Annotated in this window: 17 protein-coding genes; 5 read left to right on the forward strand and 12 right to left on the reverse strand. The window is 47.3% G+C overall.

What is annotated here, in order from left to right; translation table 11 throughout:
• Positions 1-37: 37 nt before the first annotated feature.
• From OXH39_19340 to OXH39_19355, 4 genes are all read right to left on the reverse strand, one after another.
• Positions 38-826, reverse strand: a complete 789-nt coding sequence (locus OXH39_19340) for a sugar phosphate isomerase/epimerase (protein MCY3552616.1) — start codon at positions 824-826, stop codon at positions 38-40.
• Complete coding sequence (locus OXH39_19345; protein MCY3552617.1) at positions 827-2,107, reverse strand: tetratricopeptide repeat protein; 1,281 nt, start codon at positions 2,105-2,107, stop codon at positions 827-829.
• Between the two features lie 138 nt (positions 2,108-2,245).
• On the reverse strand, positions 2,246-3,040 hold the full coding sequence (locus OXH39_19350; GenBank protein ID MCY3552618.1) for a hypothetical protein: 795 nt from the start codon (positions 3,038-3,040) through the stop codon (positions 2,246-2,248).
• Positions 3,041-3,495: 455 nt separating this feature from the next.
• Entirely contained in the window at positions 3,496-4,287 is a 792-nt protein-coding gene (locus OXH39_19355) for a LamG domain-containing protein (protein MCY3552619.1), read from the reverse strand.
• A 305-nt stretch (positions 4,288-4,592) separates the two neighbouring features.
• Here OXH39_19355 and OXH39_19360 point away from each other — a divergent pair, with 305 nt between their 5' ends.
• From OXH39_19360 to OXH39_19375, 4 genes are all read left to right on the forward strand, one after another.
• Positions 4,593-5,201, forward strand: coding sequence for an NAD(P)H-dependent oxidoreductase (locus tag OXH39_19360; protein ID MCY3552620.1), 609 nt, complete (start codon positions 4,593-4,595; stop codon positions 5,199-5,201).
• A 176-nt stretch (positions 5,202-5,377) separates the two neighbouring features.
• Positions 5,378-6,103 carry a ribonuclease HIII gene (locus OXH39_19365; GenBank protein MCY3552621.1) on the forward strand — a complete coding sequence of 242 codons (726 nt, stop codon included), beginning with the start codon at positions 5,378-5,380 and terminating at the stop codon, positions 6,101-6,103.
• A gap of 23 nt (positions 6,104-6,126) precedes the next feature.
• Entirely contained in the window at positions 6,127-7,284 is a 1,158-nt protein-coding gene (gene thiI / locus OXH39_19370) for a tRNA 4-thiouridine(8) synthase ThiI (GenBank protein MCY3552622.1), read from the forward strand.
• An 80-nt stretch (positions 7,285-7,364) separates the two neighbouring features.
• The gene (locus tag OXH39_19375) at positions 7,365-8,360 is read left to right on the forward strand and encodes a glycosyltransferase family 9 protein (protein ID MCY3552623.1); all 996 of its coding nucleotides are present in this window, start codon (positions 7,365-7,367) and stop codon (positions 8,358-8,360) included.
• A gap of 22 nt (positions 8,361-8,382) precedes the next feature.
• Here the strand turns inward: OXH39_19375 and OXH39_19380 are convergent, their stop codons facing one another.
• The 3 genes from OXH39_19380 to OXH39_19390 are packed head-to-tail and all read right to left on the reverse strand — an operon-like array spanning position 8,383 to position 11,713.
• Positions 8,383-9,468: a dipeptidase gene (locus OXH39_19380; GenBank protein MCY3552624.1), complete on the reverse strand. Its 1,086-nt coding sequence runs from the start codon at positions 9,466-9,468 to the stop codon at positions 8,383-8,385.
• Between the two features lie 32 nt (positions 9,469-9,500).
• A complete protein-coding gene (locus OXH39_19385) occupies positions 9,501-10,544 on the reverse strand; it encodes an iron-containing alcohol dehydrogenase (GenBank protein MCY3552625.1) in 1,044 nt (347 codons plus the stop codon).
• A 29-nt stretch (positions 10,545-10,573) separates the two neighbouring features.
• Positions 10,574-11,713 carry a hypothetical protein gene (locus tag OXH39_19390; protein ID MCY3552626.1) on the reverse strand — a complete coding sequence of 380 codons (1,140 nt, stop codon included), beginning with the start codon at positions 11,711-11,713 and terminating at the stop codon, positions 10,574-10,576.
• Positions 11,714-12,008: 295 nt separating this feature from the next.
• Between OXH39_19390 and OXH39_19395 the strand changes: the two genes are divergently transcribed.
• Positions 12,009-12,743 carry a Stp1/IreP family PP2C-type Ser/Thr phosphatase gene (locus OXH39_19395; GenBank protein MCY3552627.1) on the forward strand — a complete coding sequence of 245 codons (735 nt, stop codon included), beginning with the start codon at positions 12,009-12,011 and terminating at the stop codon, positions 12,741-12,743.
• An 80-nt stretch (positions 12,744-12,823) separates the two neighbouring features.
• Here OXH39_19395 and rsfS read toward each other — a convergent pair whose 3' ends face one another.
• From rsfS to OXH39_19420, 5 genes are all read right to left on the reverse strand, one after another.
• Positions 12,824-13,279 carry a ribosome silencing factor gene (gene rsfS / locus OXH39_19400; protein MCY3552628.1) on the reverse strand — a complete coding sequence of 152 codons (456 nt, stop codon included), beginning with the start codon at positions 13,277-13,279 and terminating at the stop codon, positions 12,824-12,826.
• Positions 13,280-13,335: 56 nt separating this feature from the next.
• Entirely contained in the window at positions 13,336-13,944 is a 609-nt protein-coding gene (gene yqeK, locus OXH39_19405) for a bis(5'-nucleosyl)-tetraphosphatase (symmetrical) YqeK (GenBank protein ID MCY3552629.1), read from the reverse strand.
• 42 nt (positions 13,945-13,986) lie between these two features.
• Positions 13,987-14,220: a DNA gyrase inhibitor YacG gene (gene yacG / locus OXH39_19410; protein MCY3552630.1), complete on the reverse strand. Its 234-nt coding sequence runs from the start codon at positions 14,218-14,220 to the stop codon at positions 13,987-13,989.
• Between the two features lie 60 nt (positions 14,221-14,280).
• Positions 14,281-14,895 carry a nicotinate-nucleotide adenylyltransferase gene (gene nadD, locus OXH39_19415; GenBank protein ID MCY3552631.1) on the reverse strand — a complete coding sequence of 205 codons (615 nt, stop codon included), beginning with the start codon at positions 14,893-14,895 and terminating at the stop codon, positions 14,281-14,283.
• A 96-nt stretch (positions 14,896-14,991) separates the two neighbouring features.
• A complete protein-coding gene (locus tag OXH39_19420) occupies positions 14,992-15,759 on the reverse strand; it encodes an SIS domain-containing protein (protein MCY3552632.1) in 768 nt (255 codons plus the stop codon).
• Between the last annotated feature and the right edge of the window lie 320 nt (positions 15,760-16,079).

The raw sequence follows: 16,079 nt of genomic DNA on the forward strand, positions 1-16,079 counted from the left end.
CAGAAACGCTTCTATTCGCTATACCATTTAATTTGGCTTAAACGTTCCCAGCGATAATTCTATCCATATCGTCGCTAATGCCGTGTACCCTGCCTTCAGGATTGTCTCCATCAACTGGTAGTTCTGCCGTCATGTAGTCATCATATCCGATCTCTTCAAATGCCACCATGACAGCGTTCCAATCGATTGTGCAGTCTTCAATCAGATAGGTGAACCGACTTTCGTTTGCATTGAAACCCTTGACGTGTACTTTAGAAATACGACTTCCGAGAGAGCGAATCCAATGTTGTGGATATCCGTACAACACAATATTGCCGACATCGAAATAGGCTGTTATCGTCTCACTCTCGAATTCATCAAGGTACTGTGAGAATTCCATCGGGCTGAGTAGAAATTTATTCCAAACATTCTCAAGGGCAATTGTAATATCTTTTTCTGCTGCTGCTGGAATCAACTTACGAATTTCTGTTTGTGAACGTCTATATGCTGCTTCATAGTTGGTTGCCTCGTTGACAACAGCCGGAACGAGCAGAACAGCGTCCGCACCAACAGCCGTTGCGGTTGCTATGGAATCAAGCATTCCATCTCGCGATTCAGCACGCACCGCATCATCTGCATCGGACAGCGGACATGCCCAGTGTTTGCTGTTCATTACGCTGAACACTTCCAACTGGTGTTGTGTTGCGATCTCTTTTGTTTGCAGTCTATCGGTATCGTTGTCAAGGGTGCCAATTTCAACGCCGTCAAATCCGGCTTCTTTCGCGAGTTTAAATCGCGCTTCGGTTGAATTGCCGGGTAATGAGCCTATACATATTCCTTTTTTCATTTATCGTTCCTTTGTGGCTTGCGCTGCCTGAATTTTCGATAGTAATTTTGCGTATGCGTCCGCCTCTGGTGCCAACGCGATGGCTTGATGAATCGCTTCTAACGCTTGGGCATATTGTGCGTTGCGGTAATAGGTGTACGCGAGCGTGTCGTAATGTCTCGCAGTTGGAGCCAAGGAGACAGCATGTTTAGCTAAGTCAATCGCCTGTTGCATCTCTTTACCAAGTCCCGCATAGACACGCGCCAAGTTGTTATACCCTTCTGCTGCTGTTTTGTCCACAGCGATGGCTTGTTTGAATACCGAAATTGCTAATTCAAACTGCTGCTGGTTGATATAAATGGCACCTAACTTCAGCCATACCTGGGCATTGTCTGGGGCGACTTCTGCGGCTTTCTGGTAGGCAAGAGCCGCTTTTTCAAACGCCCGCTGTTTGATGAACACTTCGCCAAGATGAGTGTATGCTGACAAATCAGACGGATGCACCTGTGTAGCAATTTTGTAAACCCGGGATGCAGCTGTTAAATTGTTATATGCCTCGTGAAGTTCCCCTAATTTGATGTAGAGCATCGGCATGTTTGGATTCTCGTAAAGTGCCTCCCGAAACTGGTGTACCGTATCCTCATAAGTTTTCAGGTGTTGAAACTGTGCCATAGCGACCTTGGCTTGTTCACTATTTCCAAGTTTCCGATACGTGAGGGCGCGGCGGTAATGTGCTTGTGCCCAATATTGGTTGCGCACGAGTGCAGCGTCGTAATATTCTATTGCCTGTTGCAAGCGATTCTGTAGTTCTGAAACCCTTCCCAACCCATAATAAGATTCAGTATGGTTTGGATTCAGGCGAATCCCTTCACGATAAGCATTTTCAGCTGCATTCAGTCGATGTTGAAGCACATACACGTCACCGAGATGAATGTGTGCTTCTGCAGTTTCGGGTAACAGTGTGAGTGCTTGTCTGAGATGATTTTCAGCAGACGATAATTTACCTTGTGTCTTGTAAACGATCCCTAAATGCAGGTGAACGTTCCCGTGCACCTTTTGTGGTGCTGTCAGTGCCAATGCTTTGTGATATGCCGTCACTGCCTCGCTCAGATTATTCAGTTCTTGATGGACAATACCGATGTAGCATTCGGCAAGGCTGCCAACACTTTCGGATGTTGAAAATTCTCTTCGGATAGATTGGAATTCGGCGAGTGCCAGATCGTACTGTTCCGCATCAAGGTAGCGAACACCGCGTTCAAATCTGCTGTTGAATTCCTGCTCAGCGTCACACCACCCTTGCATCAGTGAAAACCGAGTAAGTAGAACGACATAAAAAAGCAGGCTTATGAAGGACAGACGACATTGATGCGTAAACATGCGGGGATGAAAGAGTAGGTATGGGACGGCACGGGAGCCGTCCCTACATTTCAGGGTGTGAAATTAGTCACGACGCTTTTTCAGTTGCCCCCACGTAGTGGCAACCTTGTCTTCAGGTTCAACAGGAAGCAGTCCTCCGTCCATAATGTCTGTAACCTCTTTCGCACTGACAGCTCTGTCGTAGACGTAGAGATCGTCAATATAGAACTTCGCAGCGTTATACCCCGTTTTACCGATGTAAAGTTTCTCGTCCCCTTGCGCGTGATCTTTCGGAACAGCTATTTTCACAACTTCTTTTCCATCAACATAGAACTTCAACTCGGCATCCTCTTTGACACCTGCAATGTGATACCATTTACCGGTATCAAATGTGTCGTTTTCTCCGTCGGGACCTGCGCAATGCGTGCCTGCGTTACCGGGATTAAACCGATAGTGGATGTGCAGCGGCACACGGTTACAAGTCCATATACCGGGTGAACGGTCAGAGCCGGGTGCCTTTTTCGCTATAATTTGATCCCAGCCACCAGAGTTCGGATCCGTAAAGTTGAGCCAGAAGAGATAGGAGTTGTCCCCATAATCTGCTAACTCTTTGAAGGAATCAACTTGTACACTGTCCCCGGGCTTTGCGAATAACATTGAGCCTTTACCGTGGACGACTTCATCCTTGACGATCTTCGCGCCATCAACTATTTCACCATCATTTCCACCGCCGGTTTCATCTTCAAGATTTCCACCTTTTGCTTCATCGAAACTGAAGTAAAGGATTAAACCCTTATCTTCGACCTTTGCGGCATCTGTGGTGAGTGCGCTGCCTATTATTAAGAGGGCAACGGCGAGGACATACATAACTAAACGCATGAGTAAACCTCCTCATGTCTAAAAGAAAATTAGCGTACCGTGCGAGTCGCCTATAGTCTGTGGCTTACAAGCCTACTGTGAAAGAATAAGAGACCCGCGTTTTAACTCACGCAGATATAATACACTAAAAAACTTAAATGTGTCAAGGAAAATCTGCGTATGGAATTTTCTGATACGCAGCTCTCTTTGCTGGCGAGGTTTGAAACCTCGCCCAGCAGTGGGCGGACCTTAAGGTTTACCAGAAACTTGCGTAAGTCCTATTTAAAACGAAGAGGGATTAGAGATGGATGGAATTCAAGGCAGTTGTTGTGTTGCTGTGGACTTTTTGTTTACTGTAGCAACAGAGGATAGGTTTGGCTCTGGGAAGCAGTAAAAGCTGTGACGGACAGGCAGGCGCAGATAGGAAAATAAATGTGGGACGACGTGAGAGCCATCCCACATTTTATGGTGTGAAATTAATCACGATGTGTTTTCAGGTGTCCCCACGTCGTAGCGAGCTTGTCTTGCGGTTCCACAGGGGTGAGAAGACCACCCTCCATGACGGTTGCTACCTCATCAGCACTGAGTGCTCGGTCGTAGATATAGAGGTCATCAAGGTAGAATTTCGCCGAGTTATAACCCGTTTTACCGATATAGAGTTTCTCTTCGCCTTGCGCGTGACTTTCCGGAACAGTCTGTTCGTCGACCACTTCGCCATCAATGTAAAACTTGAATCCGTTACCTTCTTTGATACCAGCAATATGGTGCCAATCGCCGGTGTCAAAGGCATCACCTTCGCCGTCAGGACCGACGCAGTGGCTCCCAGCGTTACCTGGATTGAACCGGTAGTGGATGTGCAAACTCACGCGGTTACAGGTCCAGATACCGGGCGAACGGTCAGAGCCTGGCGCTTTTTTCGCGATGATTTGATCCCAGCTGCCGGAGTTCGGCACGGTGAAATTGAGCCAGAAGAGATAGGAATTGTCTGTATAATCTTCCAATTCTTGAAATGATTCGACCGACACACTGTCACCGGGTTCGTCGCATAACAGGGATCCTGTGCCGTAGACGACTTCATCGGACATAATATCCGCTCCATCGATCATGCCATCGTTTCCGCCGCCTGATTCATCTTTAACTGTATTACCATCTGCTTCATCGAAACTGAAGTAAAGAATTAAGCCGTCGTCTTGGACTACAGCGTGTGTGGTGAGTGCACTGCCGACTATTAGTAGCGCAGCAGCAATTAGATACATGATTAAACGCATGAGTAAACCTCCGCATGCCTAAAACATATTGATGTGCTATGCGAGCAGCTTGCGTTAAGGTAGGTTTCCAACCGACCCCTTAAATAAAAGCACCCGCGTTTTAACTTAAAAGATATGATACACGAAAAAACTTAAATATGTCAAGAAAAATTTATATCCACACATCTTGCATTTTCTATTACGAATGGATGATGTCTGGTTTCAGATATGTTACAATTAAAAGATTCTGATTCTACCGGTGCATAAAAATTCTTTGACATACCGTTATCTCTATGTTATGCTAAGATGCACTTTAGTCAGTATAAATGAATAATACTAAATCGACGCTGAAAGGGATGCCTAAAATGCAGGGGACCAATAATCAACCCATCTATGTCGTTGCGATCTGTGGGAGTCTACGGCAAGGTAGTTCAACACATGCCGCACTCCAAATCGCTCTTTCCGCTGCGGAAGAAGCAGGTGCCGAAGTTGAATTGCTTGAACTCAGCGAATACGACCTCATTTTTCAAGGTTCTGTAGCAAGTGAAAGCGAATATCCACCGGGCGTGTTCAGACTACGGGAAAAGGTGAAACGGGCACACGGCATTCTTCTCGGATCGCCCGAATACCACGGCAGCTTCAGCGGTGTTCTTAAGAGTGCCCTTGATTTAATGGGATTTGATGAATTTGAGAATAAGGTTATTGGGCTTATTGGCGTGTCCGGTGGACGAATGGGAGCGGTGAACGCGCTTTCGATGTTACGGACGGTAGGCACTGCCCTTCACGCTTGGGTTGTGCCGAATGACGTATCAATCCCGAATTCATCTCAAGCGTTTGATGCGAACGGTAATTTACACGATGCTGAATTAACGACGCGCGTTAAGGCGGTAGGCAAGCAGGTTGTTGAATTTGCCTCCCTTCGGAATTCAGCTTAATAGCAGTCGGCTCTCGGGTATCAGCCGGCGGTAAAGAGATGTTTGTGGCAGTTCCGAAAGCCTCTTGACCTTAACCATCAACGCGAAGAAACACCCAAGCAAAAACCCTCTGATATAAATGTTAAAGCACGAGTTGATGGTTAAAGCCGAAGACTGAAAGCCGATACCCCCTAAAAATGAAAACTATACATAACTGGAATGCATGGATCGGCACAGACGAGGCAGGAAAAGGTGATTATTTCGGTCCGCTTGTCGTCGCAGCCGTTTATGTGGACAGAGACTGTCGAGAAATCTTCTCCGATTTGGGCATTACTGATGGAAAAACGCTGTCAAATCGTCGTATCCGGGACCTTGCCGAATTGATGCACGATCAGTATGAACGGCATATTGTTGTTGTAGAAAGAATGCCCACTGAATATAACTCCCTTTATACCAATCTCCGCAGACGAGGGCAGAATCTGAACCACCTTCTTGCATCACTCCATGCGGAAGCGATTCATACCTTAGCGACTCGGATAGGTGCGAAATACGCACTTGTTGACAGGTTTTCTAAAGATGATCTCATCACACAGCAGCTGCACCAGCGAGTGAATGGAGAGCCTCGTTTACAGCATTTAACCTCTCGCGCCCCTTTGGGGATGGAGATAAAGCAGATTCCAAAAGCAGAACGCGACATTGCTGTTGCTGCCGCCTCTATTATTGCTCGTGACGCTTTCTTGAGTGGCATGGAAACACTTTCCGAAAAATATGAAATACAATTACCGAGAGGTGCGTATCAGGTCGTGGAAGCAGGTAGAGAGTTTATTTCGCTGCATGGCAGTGATGCATTAGGGGACGTTGCTAAACTCCACTTTAGTCTAACAGATGCTGTCCGTGCTTCGGAGACAACTAACTTATTTTAGATTTTTATAGCACGAGAAAAGTTATGGAAGAATTGTTTAGTGTTCATTACGGCGAAGTTGGACTCAAAGGCAAAAATAGAGTGTTTTTTGAGAAACGACTTACGAATAACATCAAACTCGCGCTGCGTGGCACAGGATATGCAGAGGTAGAGCGGCTGCATGATAGAATTCTTGTTCACCTTGAACAACATGCTGATACCACGGAAATTAAAAGACGCTTGCAGCAAGTTATGGGCATCGTTTATTTTGAACTCGCTTGTCGTGCTGAGAGGGATATTACCGCGATTAAAGAGGTGGCGTTACGGCAACTCCAAAATGTCTGTTACGAGTCCCTTAAGGTTGAGACGAGACGGACAGATAAAACGTTTCCATTAACCTCTCCGCAGGTGAGTGCGGAGGTCGGTGGGTATCTCATCAAGGAAACAGGTGCGCGTGCCGATATGCATAATCCCGACCTGGTTTGTTGGGTTAAAATAACACAAGATGGGGCTTATATCTCCACAGAGAAGATTCAAGGGATTGGTGGATTACCGGTGGGCGTGAGTGGTAAAGTACTTGTTATGTTGTCCGGTGGAATTGATTCTCCAGTCGCCGCATGGCAGATGATAAAACGTGGTGCAAAAGCCGTTTTTATTCACTTTTACAGTTATCCCTATACCGATAAGGCTTCCTTGGAGAAGGTCATCGAACTCGCTCAGATTTTGGCGGTGTCAAACTACCGCAGCGCGGTCTATCTTGTTCCATTTGCTGAGTTACAGCAAGTTATCGTCGCTTCAACACCTGCTCCGTTCCGGGTCCTGTTGTACCGGCGAATGATGACGCGGATCGCTCAACGCGTCGCGACTATGGTGAATGCAGAGGCACTCGTCACTGGCGAAAGCCTCGCACAGGTGGCTTCCCAGACCTTAACAAACCTCCGAACAATTGAAGCGATTGCCGACATCCCGATTCTGCGTCCACTCATCGGTGAGGACAAGGCTGAAATTATTGAAAAGGCACAACGTATAGGCACTTTTGACGTGTCTACACGTCCACATCAGGATTGTTGTTCCCTTTTTGTCCCCAAGCATCCTGCTACCCGCGCTTCGCTTACTGAATTAGCCGATGCAGAATCAGGTTTGGATATAGAAACACTGGTTGAAAACGCATTGAACAATCTTGAGAAAACAGTTGTCGGTTAATAGTTTTCAGTAACTCGTTTGTAGAAGGAAAACGTTTGCAACTCGCTTAACCGAAAACTGACAACCGAAAACCGAAAACTATGAGAATACTACTCATTCGGCTCAGTTCCCTTGGCGACATCGTGCTTACGACACCGGTTATCCGAGCTGTCCGTTCCCATTTTCCGGATGCGTACATTGCTATGCTTGTCGCAAAGCAGTCGGCAGATGTCCTCCGAGAAAATCCGCACCTTGATGAAATAATTACGTTTGACCGGTTCGCTAAAAACAAGGATACGGGTGAGATGTTGCGGGTCGTCCGTATCCTACGCGAACGGAAATTTACACTGACGATTGATCTTCAGCGGAAGTTTCGCACTGAGCTGCTAATGTATCTCAGTGGTGCCGCCGAGCGTGTTGGAAAAGGTAGATTCTGCACCGTCCGCGTCCGTGAGCGGGGAAACAAGCACGCTACAGCACATTACTTCGATCTGTTATATGCAGTCGGAATTCCAGCGGTAGATCAGAGATTGGAAATGTTTTTCGCGTCATCTGAACGCGCAGATGCCACACAGCGATTTGACGCTGCAGGCATTACTGAGACCGGTTTAAAGGTGGGACTCTTTCCGGGGGCAGGCTGGAAGTTACGCGAATGGATGCCCGAACGCTTCGCAGCTATAGGGGATAAGCTGGTCCAACATTTCAACGCTGATGTCCTGATTTTTGGTGGACAAAGGGAAACGGAACTCGTACATACCGTTGTGAATCTAATGGACGCGCGTGCCTTTGCATTTGCGGGAAACCTTCAGATTCGGGAGTTAGCCGCCTGCATCGAAAAGTGCGATCTCTTTCTCACCAATGACACCGGTCCTATGCACATTGCCGCAGCGGTGGGGACCCCCACCGTGTCTCTATTCGGTCCTGGGAACCACATCCGATTTCAACCGCTCGGCGAGTTACACCAAACTATCCGCCACGCTGTGCCCTGCAGCCCCTGTAAGCAATTCACGGATAAGTGCAAGGATAATATCTGTATGAAAGGGATTGGTGTAGATGAGGTATGGCAGTCCGTTTCTCGCACACTTGAGAGAACCTGACAACAGGGATTAGACCTTTCCTTTATCCGCAGGCCGCCTCAAAGACGCGTAGATGGTTTTCACCGAGCACCTTTCGTATATCGTCATCGGAATAGCCACGCTCGCTCAGACCTTCTGCAATTTTGAAGAATTCACTGGCATCTTTGAGCAGGTCGCCACCACCGTCAAAATCCGAACCGATCCCGACGTGGTCGATGCCAGCGATGTCAATTGCATAGGCGATGTGGTTAAGCAATTGCGCCAGGGGGGGCATTTTTTGCCAGCCGTCCACAGTGATAAACCCCGGGACGAAGGTGATTCCTACAACGCCGCCGTTGGCTGCTAAGGCTTTCAGCTGCTCGTTACTCAAGTTCCGCGGGTGACGACACAACGTTTTGCAGTTGCTATGAGAGGCGATGACGGGGTATTCCGAGATTTCCAGAACGTCCCAGAAACCACGCTCGCTAATATGGGAGACATCCACAAGCATTCCAAGACGGTTCATCTCTTTGACCAATGCCATACCGAATCGCGTCAAACCGCCGCCAAGGTCCTCCTCGTCGTTTCCTGTTGATGCCCATGTATTCAGGTTATGTGTCAACCCGATTGAGCGGACACCAATTATATAGAGTGAACGGAGGATATTCAGGCTCCGTTCGACGGCTTCGCTGTTTTCAATGACGAGAACTGCAGCGAGTTTACCTGTCGCCTTTGCTTCACGAATATCGCTCGCCTTCCGTGCGATACAGATGTCATCCGTGTTTGCTGTCACCTCTGCATCGAACCAACCGAACGCATCTAACGCATAAGCGAGGTGATTTTTCCATGCGCGTGTCACGTCAACAGCGAAAAACGCTGCATCGATGCCACCCTGCCGCATTTTTGGAATGTTAAGTTGGATACCAACGGCTTCCTCTCCAGAGGGGACAGGACCGCGGAGATAAGCGATAGTGCCAGTCAACTCCGAGGGATTTTGGACGTTTTCATTGTACGGGTTGGCTGACCCAATCCCTACGCCTCGGCGGATATGCGCCACGATAGCATCGTTGTGTGAATCGATAACGAGAGACTGCTCATGTAGCGTCGAAATCTGGGGGGTTGATCCTGTTTGTTCGTTTTTCTTTTTCATAGTTTTAATGTAGGGGTTGGGTTACCCAATCCCTAATCTAATATCGTTTGTATCGTCCGCTCGGCGATATCGGGGGTAACCCGTAAAGTTGTTGCGACGGTATACGGGAGTTGATGTTGCGTGACGTAGTCAGATAAATTAATAAGCGTTTCGGTGATTGCATCCGGAGCAACAGCGGATGGCCGGTAGTTGATTTGCAAACACTCTAACGCGTGGCGGTACTGCATCCACGGTTGCGATTGGAGCACAGCCATCAGTAAAATACCGAGCCCTACCAATTCGCCGTGTAAAACTGTTTCTCCATTTGTTGTTTCGTCGATGGATGATAAATGGTTCTCAATTGCATAGACAAAATGGTGTTCGCTCCCTTCTTCAACACGGCTATGCCCACATAGATAGCAGACCTGCACCTCCATACAGAGCAGGTCGAGTAGAAGCTTCAACCCTGTAGGGGTACCGCTACCAATTTCCCGTGCGTTATCTAAGAGGGTTTGGAGAAGGGTGCCTCCTATATCAATCGCTTGTGGTGTGACCCGCTGAGTTGATGGATTCGCACCCATCTTTTCGGCTTCCTGCCAATCCCACATTGCTGTTGCAATTGAGAGGACATCTGCAGCACCACTTGCTCGCATTGAGGCGGGCGCGTTGCACAAGACATCCATATCTATGATAACGGTGTCAGGTGCTTTTGAGGGAAGATAGTGAACGCATCCATTTTCTCTAACGCCTGTTGCATTCGTCAAAAAAGCATCTGTTGACAGAATAGTAGGAAGAGCGATCAGCGGAAGTCCGTTTGCTGCGGCAACGTACTTAGCAGTGTCAATCGCCAAGCCCCCACCAATACCGTAAATGACTTCACCCGCGCACGCTTCTGCGAGTGCTGTCATATCCGCCTTCGTATTTCCGTCAACATAGATAGTCTGTTGCGAATGGACATCAATACCCTTGACGGCTTCCCATGCTGGCTCTGTTGTGAAAACGACTGCTTCGCGCCGTTCCTTAATGTCAGCAAGGGAGCATCTCACAATACTCGGCAATCGTCCAATTTTTTCATGAGAACAATCATCTAACAACATCAGAACCCTCTTATGAGATTCGAGCGACTTTACTTGATTGACGATGGCAACTCCACGAGATATATCTGTCGGGAACCTTCGTGAACCGAGTCGAAGGTAATTGTTTTTCCATCAGGTGCCCAACGTGGGTGTAAATCGCATCGAATATCTCCAACGAACTGTTCTTCGTGGTGGAATTCACCCAAGACAATTTTTCGGTTTTCAGCGATATTGTAAACCATGAGTTGCGCCAAACGCTCTGTCCCGCGAGGGTATGTATCACAAAGCAACCATTCTCGATTTGGTGAGAATGAAGCGTGTCCATCGTTCGGCAAGACCCCGCGCCCGAGGGGTGTGAAGTCGCGCAGCCCATCTGTAAATTCAACGAATCCCATCTCGCCCAATATGTCTGATGAAACAAGAATCCGCGTGGGTGTTCGCCAATCGAAATGGGAAACTCGGTAGCCGAATGGAATTTGCATTTCCAAATCGGAACCGTCGGGGTTCACTGTCCAGAGCGAAGTGTAAAATCCTGTTTCCTGTCGAACTCGGCAGAAGAATAGGAGACGCGTTCCATCTGTATTGAACAGAACGTGATTAAACCATGTCCGCTTCCCTACCACCTGTTTGTCTCCACTCGCTCGGATGACATCGGCAATAGAGAGAACAAGCTTTGAACTCCCGTTTTGGAGGTTGAGTTGATATAAGCCATCGTCCTCCGGTTGCGCTTCAACGTCAGTGGATTTAGTGTCTGTAGCGTAGCCGACAACGGCGCGGCAGTGCGCCATCCGTCCGTAGTTCAAGCCAATCGCGAGCGGCGCAGTTGGCGACACTGCAGCGATCGCACCCTGAATCGTTCGGACAGTACCTGTGGTTGGATTCATCGTACGTGACACAAGTGTGCCATCTTCCCAATCATTGAAGGTGAATTCCGCGCCAGCACCGCCCTTAATCCAATGCATCATACTTCCCTGTTGGAGATTAAAAGCGGAGGTTTTCGCGTGCGGGATAAATTTGTGCGTGTCCCGATGGATTAGCCCAACTGTTGCAACATCTTCGGGCAGCGGACGGTGGGTATGAAAATCTGTCTCTAATGCGAGATGATACCTTGTGGTACTATCCCAAGGATTAATACCGTAATACCCGAAGAAATGGTGTTTTGGACTCGCAGATAACCTTTTTACCTTCATATAAACAATTCAATTAATTTGACTTATGCGTTACATTATGGTATATCATACCCCTAAGACATCGATTGATTTCAGATATAGTGTCATCAAAATAGTCATCATAACATGATTGTTTTATTGATTAGGAGCGAATTTTGAAACCGAAAGATGAATTTTATCGTTTTCTCATTTAGTTAACACTGAAAAAGAGAAAGATACGTGGTTCCTCTGAATAAAAATTTGGTACCTTCCTTAATGTAGCGCGCACTAAGCCTTTTCGTATTCTTAACCACAGACGATCCAGGCGATACAAAAAATGCAGTTTGTAGCAAAAACAGATACAGGTAAACTTCGTGAGCGAAACGAAGACCTATATTATTTTGATGCGCAGCTCCAGTTGTTTGCCATTACTGATGGTATGGGCGGGCATGAGAGCGGTGACATCGCAAGCCGTATTGCTCTCGAAATTATTCAGAATTGGGCACAAGCCCAAGTGTCTCCACACACCGATTTGGGCCCCATGAAAAGGCTTGAAGTTCTGACTGAACTTGCCGAGGAAGCAAATCAGCAGATCTATAGTGCTTCTGAAAGTAGTCGCAAAGCACGCGGCATGGGTACAACTCTTATCGCAGGCTTCGTTACGTTTAGTTACCTCACTTATGTTCACGTCGGTGATAGTCGGCTCTATGTTTTACGTGATGAAAAACTGACGCAGATAACGACAGACGACTCTTTCGTTCAAAAAATGGTCGAAAAGGGCGAAATAACAGTGGAGGAGAGTCGTACGCATGAAAAACGAAATATTATTACAAAAGCCATCGGTTTGATGCCAACCGTCGCCGTCAATGCCGATGCTTATCCACTTGTCCCGGGGGACATTGTTCTCGCTTGTACCGACGGCTTACATGACTTAATTATCGATGACCGCGAGATTGCTGAAATTATCTTGGCTGCCGATGATATTGAGACGGCAGGCGAGGAACTCATCAACAAGGCACTCGATTATGGTGGCACCGATAATGTCACGGTTCTTCTCGTTGCTGTCGATTAATCTACCCCCCGGTATGTAAACAGTCCCTTTCCTTTTCTTTCCCACAGATTTTTTAACAACGTGTCTCACCAAAACGCAATCTATGCCTCTGGCGTGTCCTCCTCATGTTCACCAAAAACCAATGCGCCATCTGGGTCTATCTCTTTCTCCCATGTCTCTTGATGTGAGGGTATCGTTAATTCTGGCAAGTCAATCCTGCCAGCTTCAGCCCATAAGCGTTCAAGATTATAGTAGGCACGCCTCTCGGCAAGAAAGACATGCACAACGAAATCAACATAGTCTAATAAAATCCAATCTGCTTTGCGCTCACCCTCCTGATGCCAAGGTCGCTGTTCCCACTTAGTTTCAAGTTCTTCAAGAACTGCCTGTGAGATACCTTCTATCTGTATATCCGAGACACCGCTGAAGATTGCGAAAAAGTCTGTGAAACCATCGAGTTCACGGAGATCAAGGATAATTCCGTCTTGTGCGCGGCGACTCATCGCTGCAGCTGCAGCGGCTTTTACCATATCTAACGTGTTCTTTTCATTTTCCATTATGTTTCCTTCCAGGTTTCAAGTCCTTTCTATACGACGGCACGCGAAGATCACCCTTATTCTTCAATCTCACGACTCTCTAACGTGCTGTTGTAGGTGTGAAGTGTATTCGGGTGAATCAGCACCCCTTTCTCCAGAAGATGCGCAATCTTTGAACGCGCTACGTAATGTACCGCCCGCTTCAATGCTGTATAAGCCAGTTCCCTCGCCGTATCTGCCTCTTTGTGGGTCCGTGTCGGTTCTGCAAAGTCCGCGACGTATAGGACCTGTGAGAGAAGCCCCATTGATGGGCTGCCTGTTGTATGATTCCGAATGGCTTCAAGTATCTCAAGTTCAGTTACAGCAAACTTTTCAATTGCGAGTTTTACACCGATGAATGGATGCAGAAGCGATGAATTTGACTTTTCAATTGGATCGAGATGAATTTCATAGCGTTTGACTTCGCTGTATAATTCTTTAGGACTCATCCATTTTGCGCTGTCGTGTAAAAGCGCAGCAAGGTTGGCATGCCAGACATTTGCGCCGTGAACACGTGCGAGGTCAATTGTCATTTCTTGTACAGAGAGAACATGCTGGAAACGTTTCTCGCTCAGCTTGTCTGAAAGATACTCTTGAATTTCAACTGACTTTGGGTGTGCCCGGAGTTCTGCTAATGTACAATCCATTTAATTTTTGTTAAATTCTTGAACTTCGTTAACCTTGCTCAGTTAGTCTGTGTCGTCATCAATGTCTGCTCCGAGTTCAACAAGGAGCTCTCGCTCGGTATCTGACAATATCATGTCCGGCAACGGAGTACGAATGGCGTATTCCTCGTTTAGCCATTTTGACAAATCTGCTGCCTTACATCGCGCACTACAGAAAGGGAAATTTTTCGGTAAAGGGGTTCCCTCTTTCCAGATAAAATCGTAGACTGCTCCGCATATACCGCATGTATGTTGCACGTTTTTTATTCCTTATTTTCTGACGCTCAGAACCTCAATTTCTTAAACGGATTTTCAGAATTATTGATACAACTGATACCGATGAATATAGGCTTGAACATCTTCTGGCACAAGATACCGGATTGAAAGCCCCTCCCGAATCCGTTCCCGAATAACCGTAGCGGATATATCAACCCCTGTTATTGGAAAGGTCGTAACTCTTTTCCTGATTTCTAATGGAACACGATTCAGATCGTAACTCGGACGTGTTGTGGCGATCATAACACATTGTGCCAACACCTCGTCAAAGTCTCTCCAGACTTTATACTCAATGAGCGAATCTGCCCCAATAATCCATGCGAGTTCGGTGGTTTCCCCATAGCGTTTTTTAAGCACTTTCAGCGTCTCAATCGTGTACGACGGACCGGCTCGTTCCAATTCAATTCGTGACACCTCAAAATGTGGATTCTCCGCGATTGCCGAGAGGACCATCTGGTACCGATGTTCCGGTTCAATAATGTCACCATCTGCTACTTTGTGTGGTGGTCTGGCAGAAGGGATGAACAGGATCTTGTCGTAGCCTAATCCTGTCCGAACCTGTTCGGCACTGATCAGATGTGCATAGTGAATCGGGTTGAATGTTCCACCCATCACAGCGATTCTATTGGTGGTCGTTTTTGGTGTCGGAATGTCCATCGGATGCAAACTTGCTTCAGGGAATCCGGCATTTTTTCGTGCTTCTTAAAGTATACGGATTTGCGCGGGAAAAGTCAACGGAAAAATCGTGTTGTGCTAACTTCCCTGTACACGAGCCTTATAATCGTCATAAGCCCTCTCAATCTGCTTCGCTGATTCTTCGGGACTGAGGAAATGGGCACCGGTCAGTACAACTGGCGGTTTTCCACGTTCTGTCAAAAGTTCAGCGACTCGGCATTTAATTGCATTGACGATCGAGAGCGTCCCAATGCTGGATGTGGGACCGACTGGATACGCCAGATTTGGGATGTCCACGACGGCATCACCCGGTGGGTTGCAGTTGTCAATCGTCAGGTCTGCAATTTCAAACAGGCGTTTGCCAGAGGCGTGTTTCGATGTCGATGAACGGCTGTGTGCGATGGAAGTCACTGCTATAAGAGGTAAGTCCCGCGCTTTCGCTCCCATTGCCATTTCGATGGGAAGGATATTTGTGCCAGAATTGGAGAACACCATCATGCAGTCGTGCGGACCGAAGGTGAAGTTGCGTAAGATCACCTCTGCGTACCCTGAAACGTTTTCCAAAAATAAGGCTTGGCGCTGCCCGTTGCAACCGACAACCTGGTTGTGGAACGTAACCGCCAATTCAACGATAGGAAAGAAACCCGGGAAGCTGCCGTAACGTGGGAAAATTTCTTCGACCGGCATACGCGAATGCCCCGATCCGAATAGATAGACGAGACCGTCTTCTGCTATTGTCTCTGCGCACATCTCAGAGGCTTGTGCGATTGCGTCGGTTTGCGTCGCCTCAATCTGTTTTAGAACGTCTTGTGCAACGTGTAGATAACGTAGATGGGAAGTACTCATAATATTTTTGTTTGCTGTCCCTTGATGGCTTAATTTGTGAATTCTTCATAGAGCGTTATAACGAAATGTGGATGTCCATTTTACCATGATTTGCGCGTTGTTGCAATCTTTTAGACTGAACTTACGCAGCACCCTTTGCTGGCGAGGTTTCAAACCTCGCCAGCGGTGTGCGGGACGTAGGTAGTTATCAGAAAATTGCGTAAGTCCTATTAGAGTAAAACCTGAAAATATATGAGCGATTGTTCAATAAAACACCTTTTCTTTTCGGGTGAAATGATAATAAAAAGGCGAGGTTAGGAACCTCGCCAATGGGTTGAAAA

This window comes from Candidatus Poribacteria bacterium, assembly GCA_026702755.1.
Taxonomy (GTDB): domain Bacteria; phylum Poribacteria; class WGA-4E; order WGA-4E; family WGA-3G; genus WGA-3G.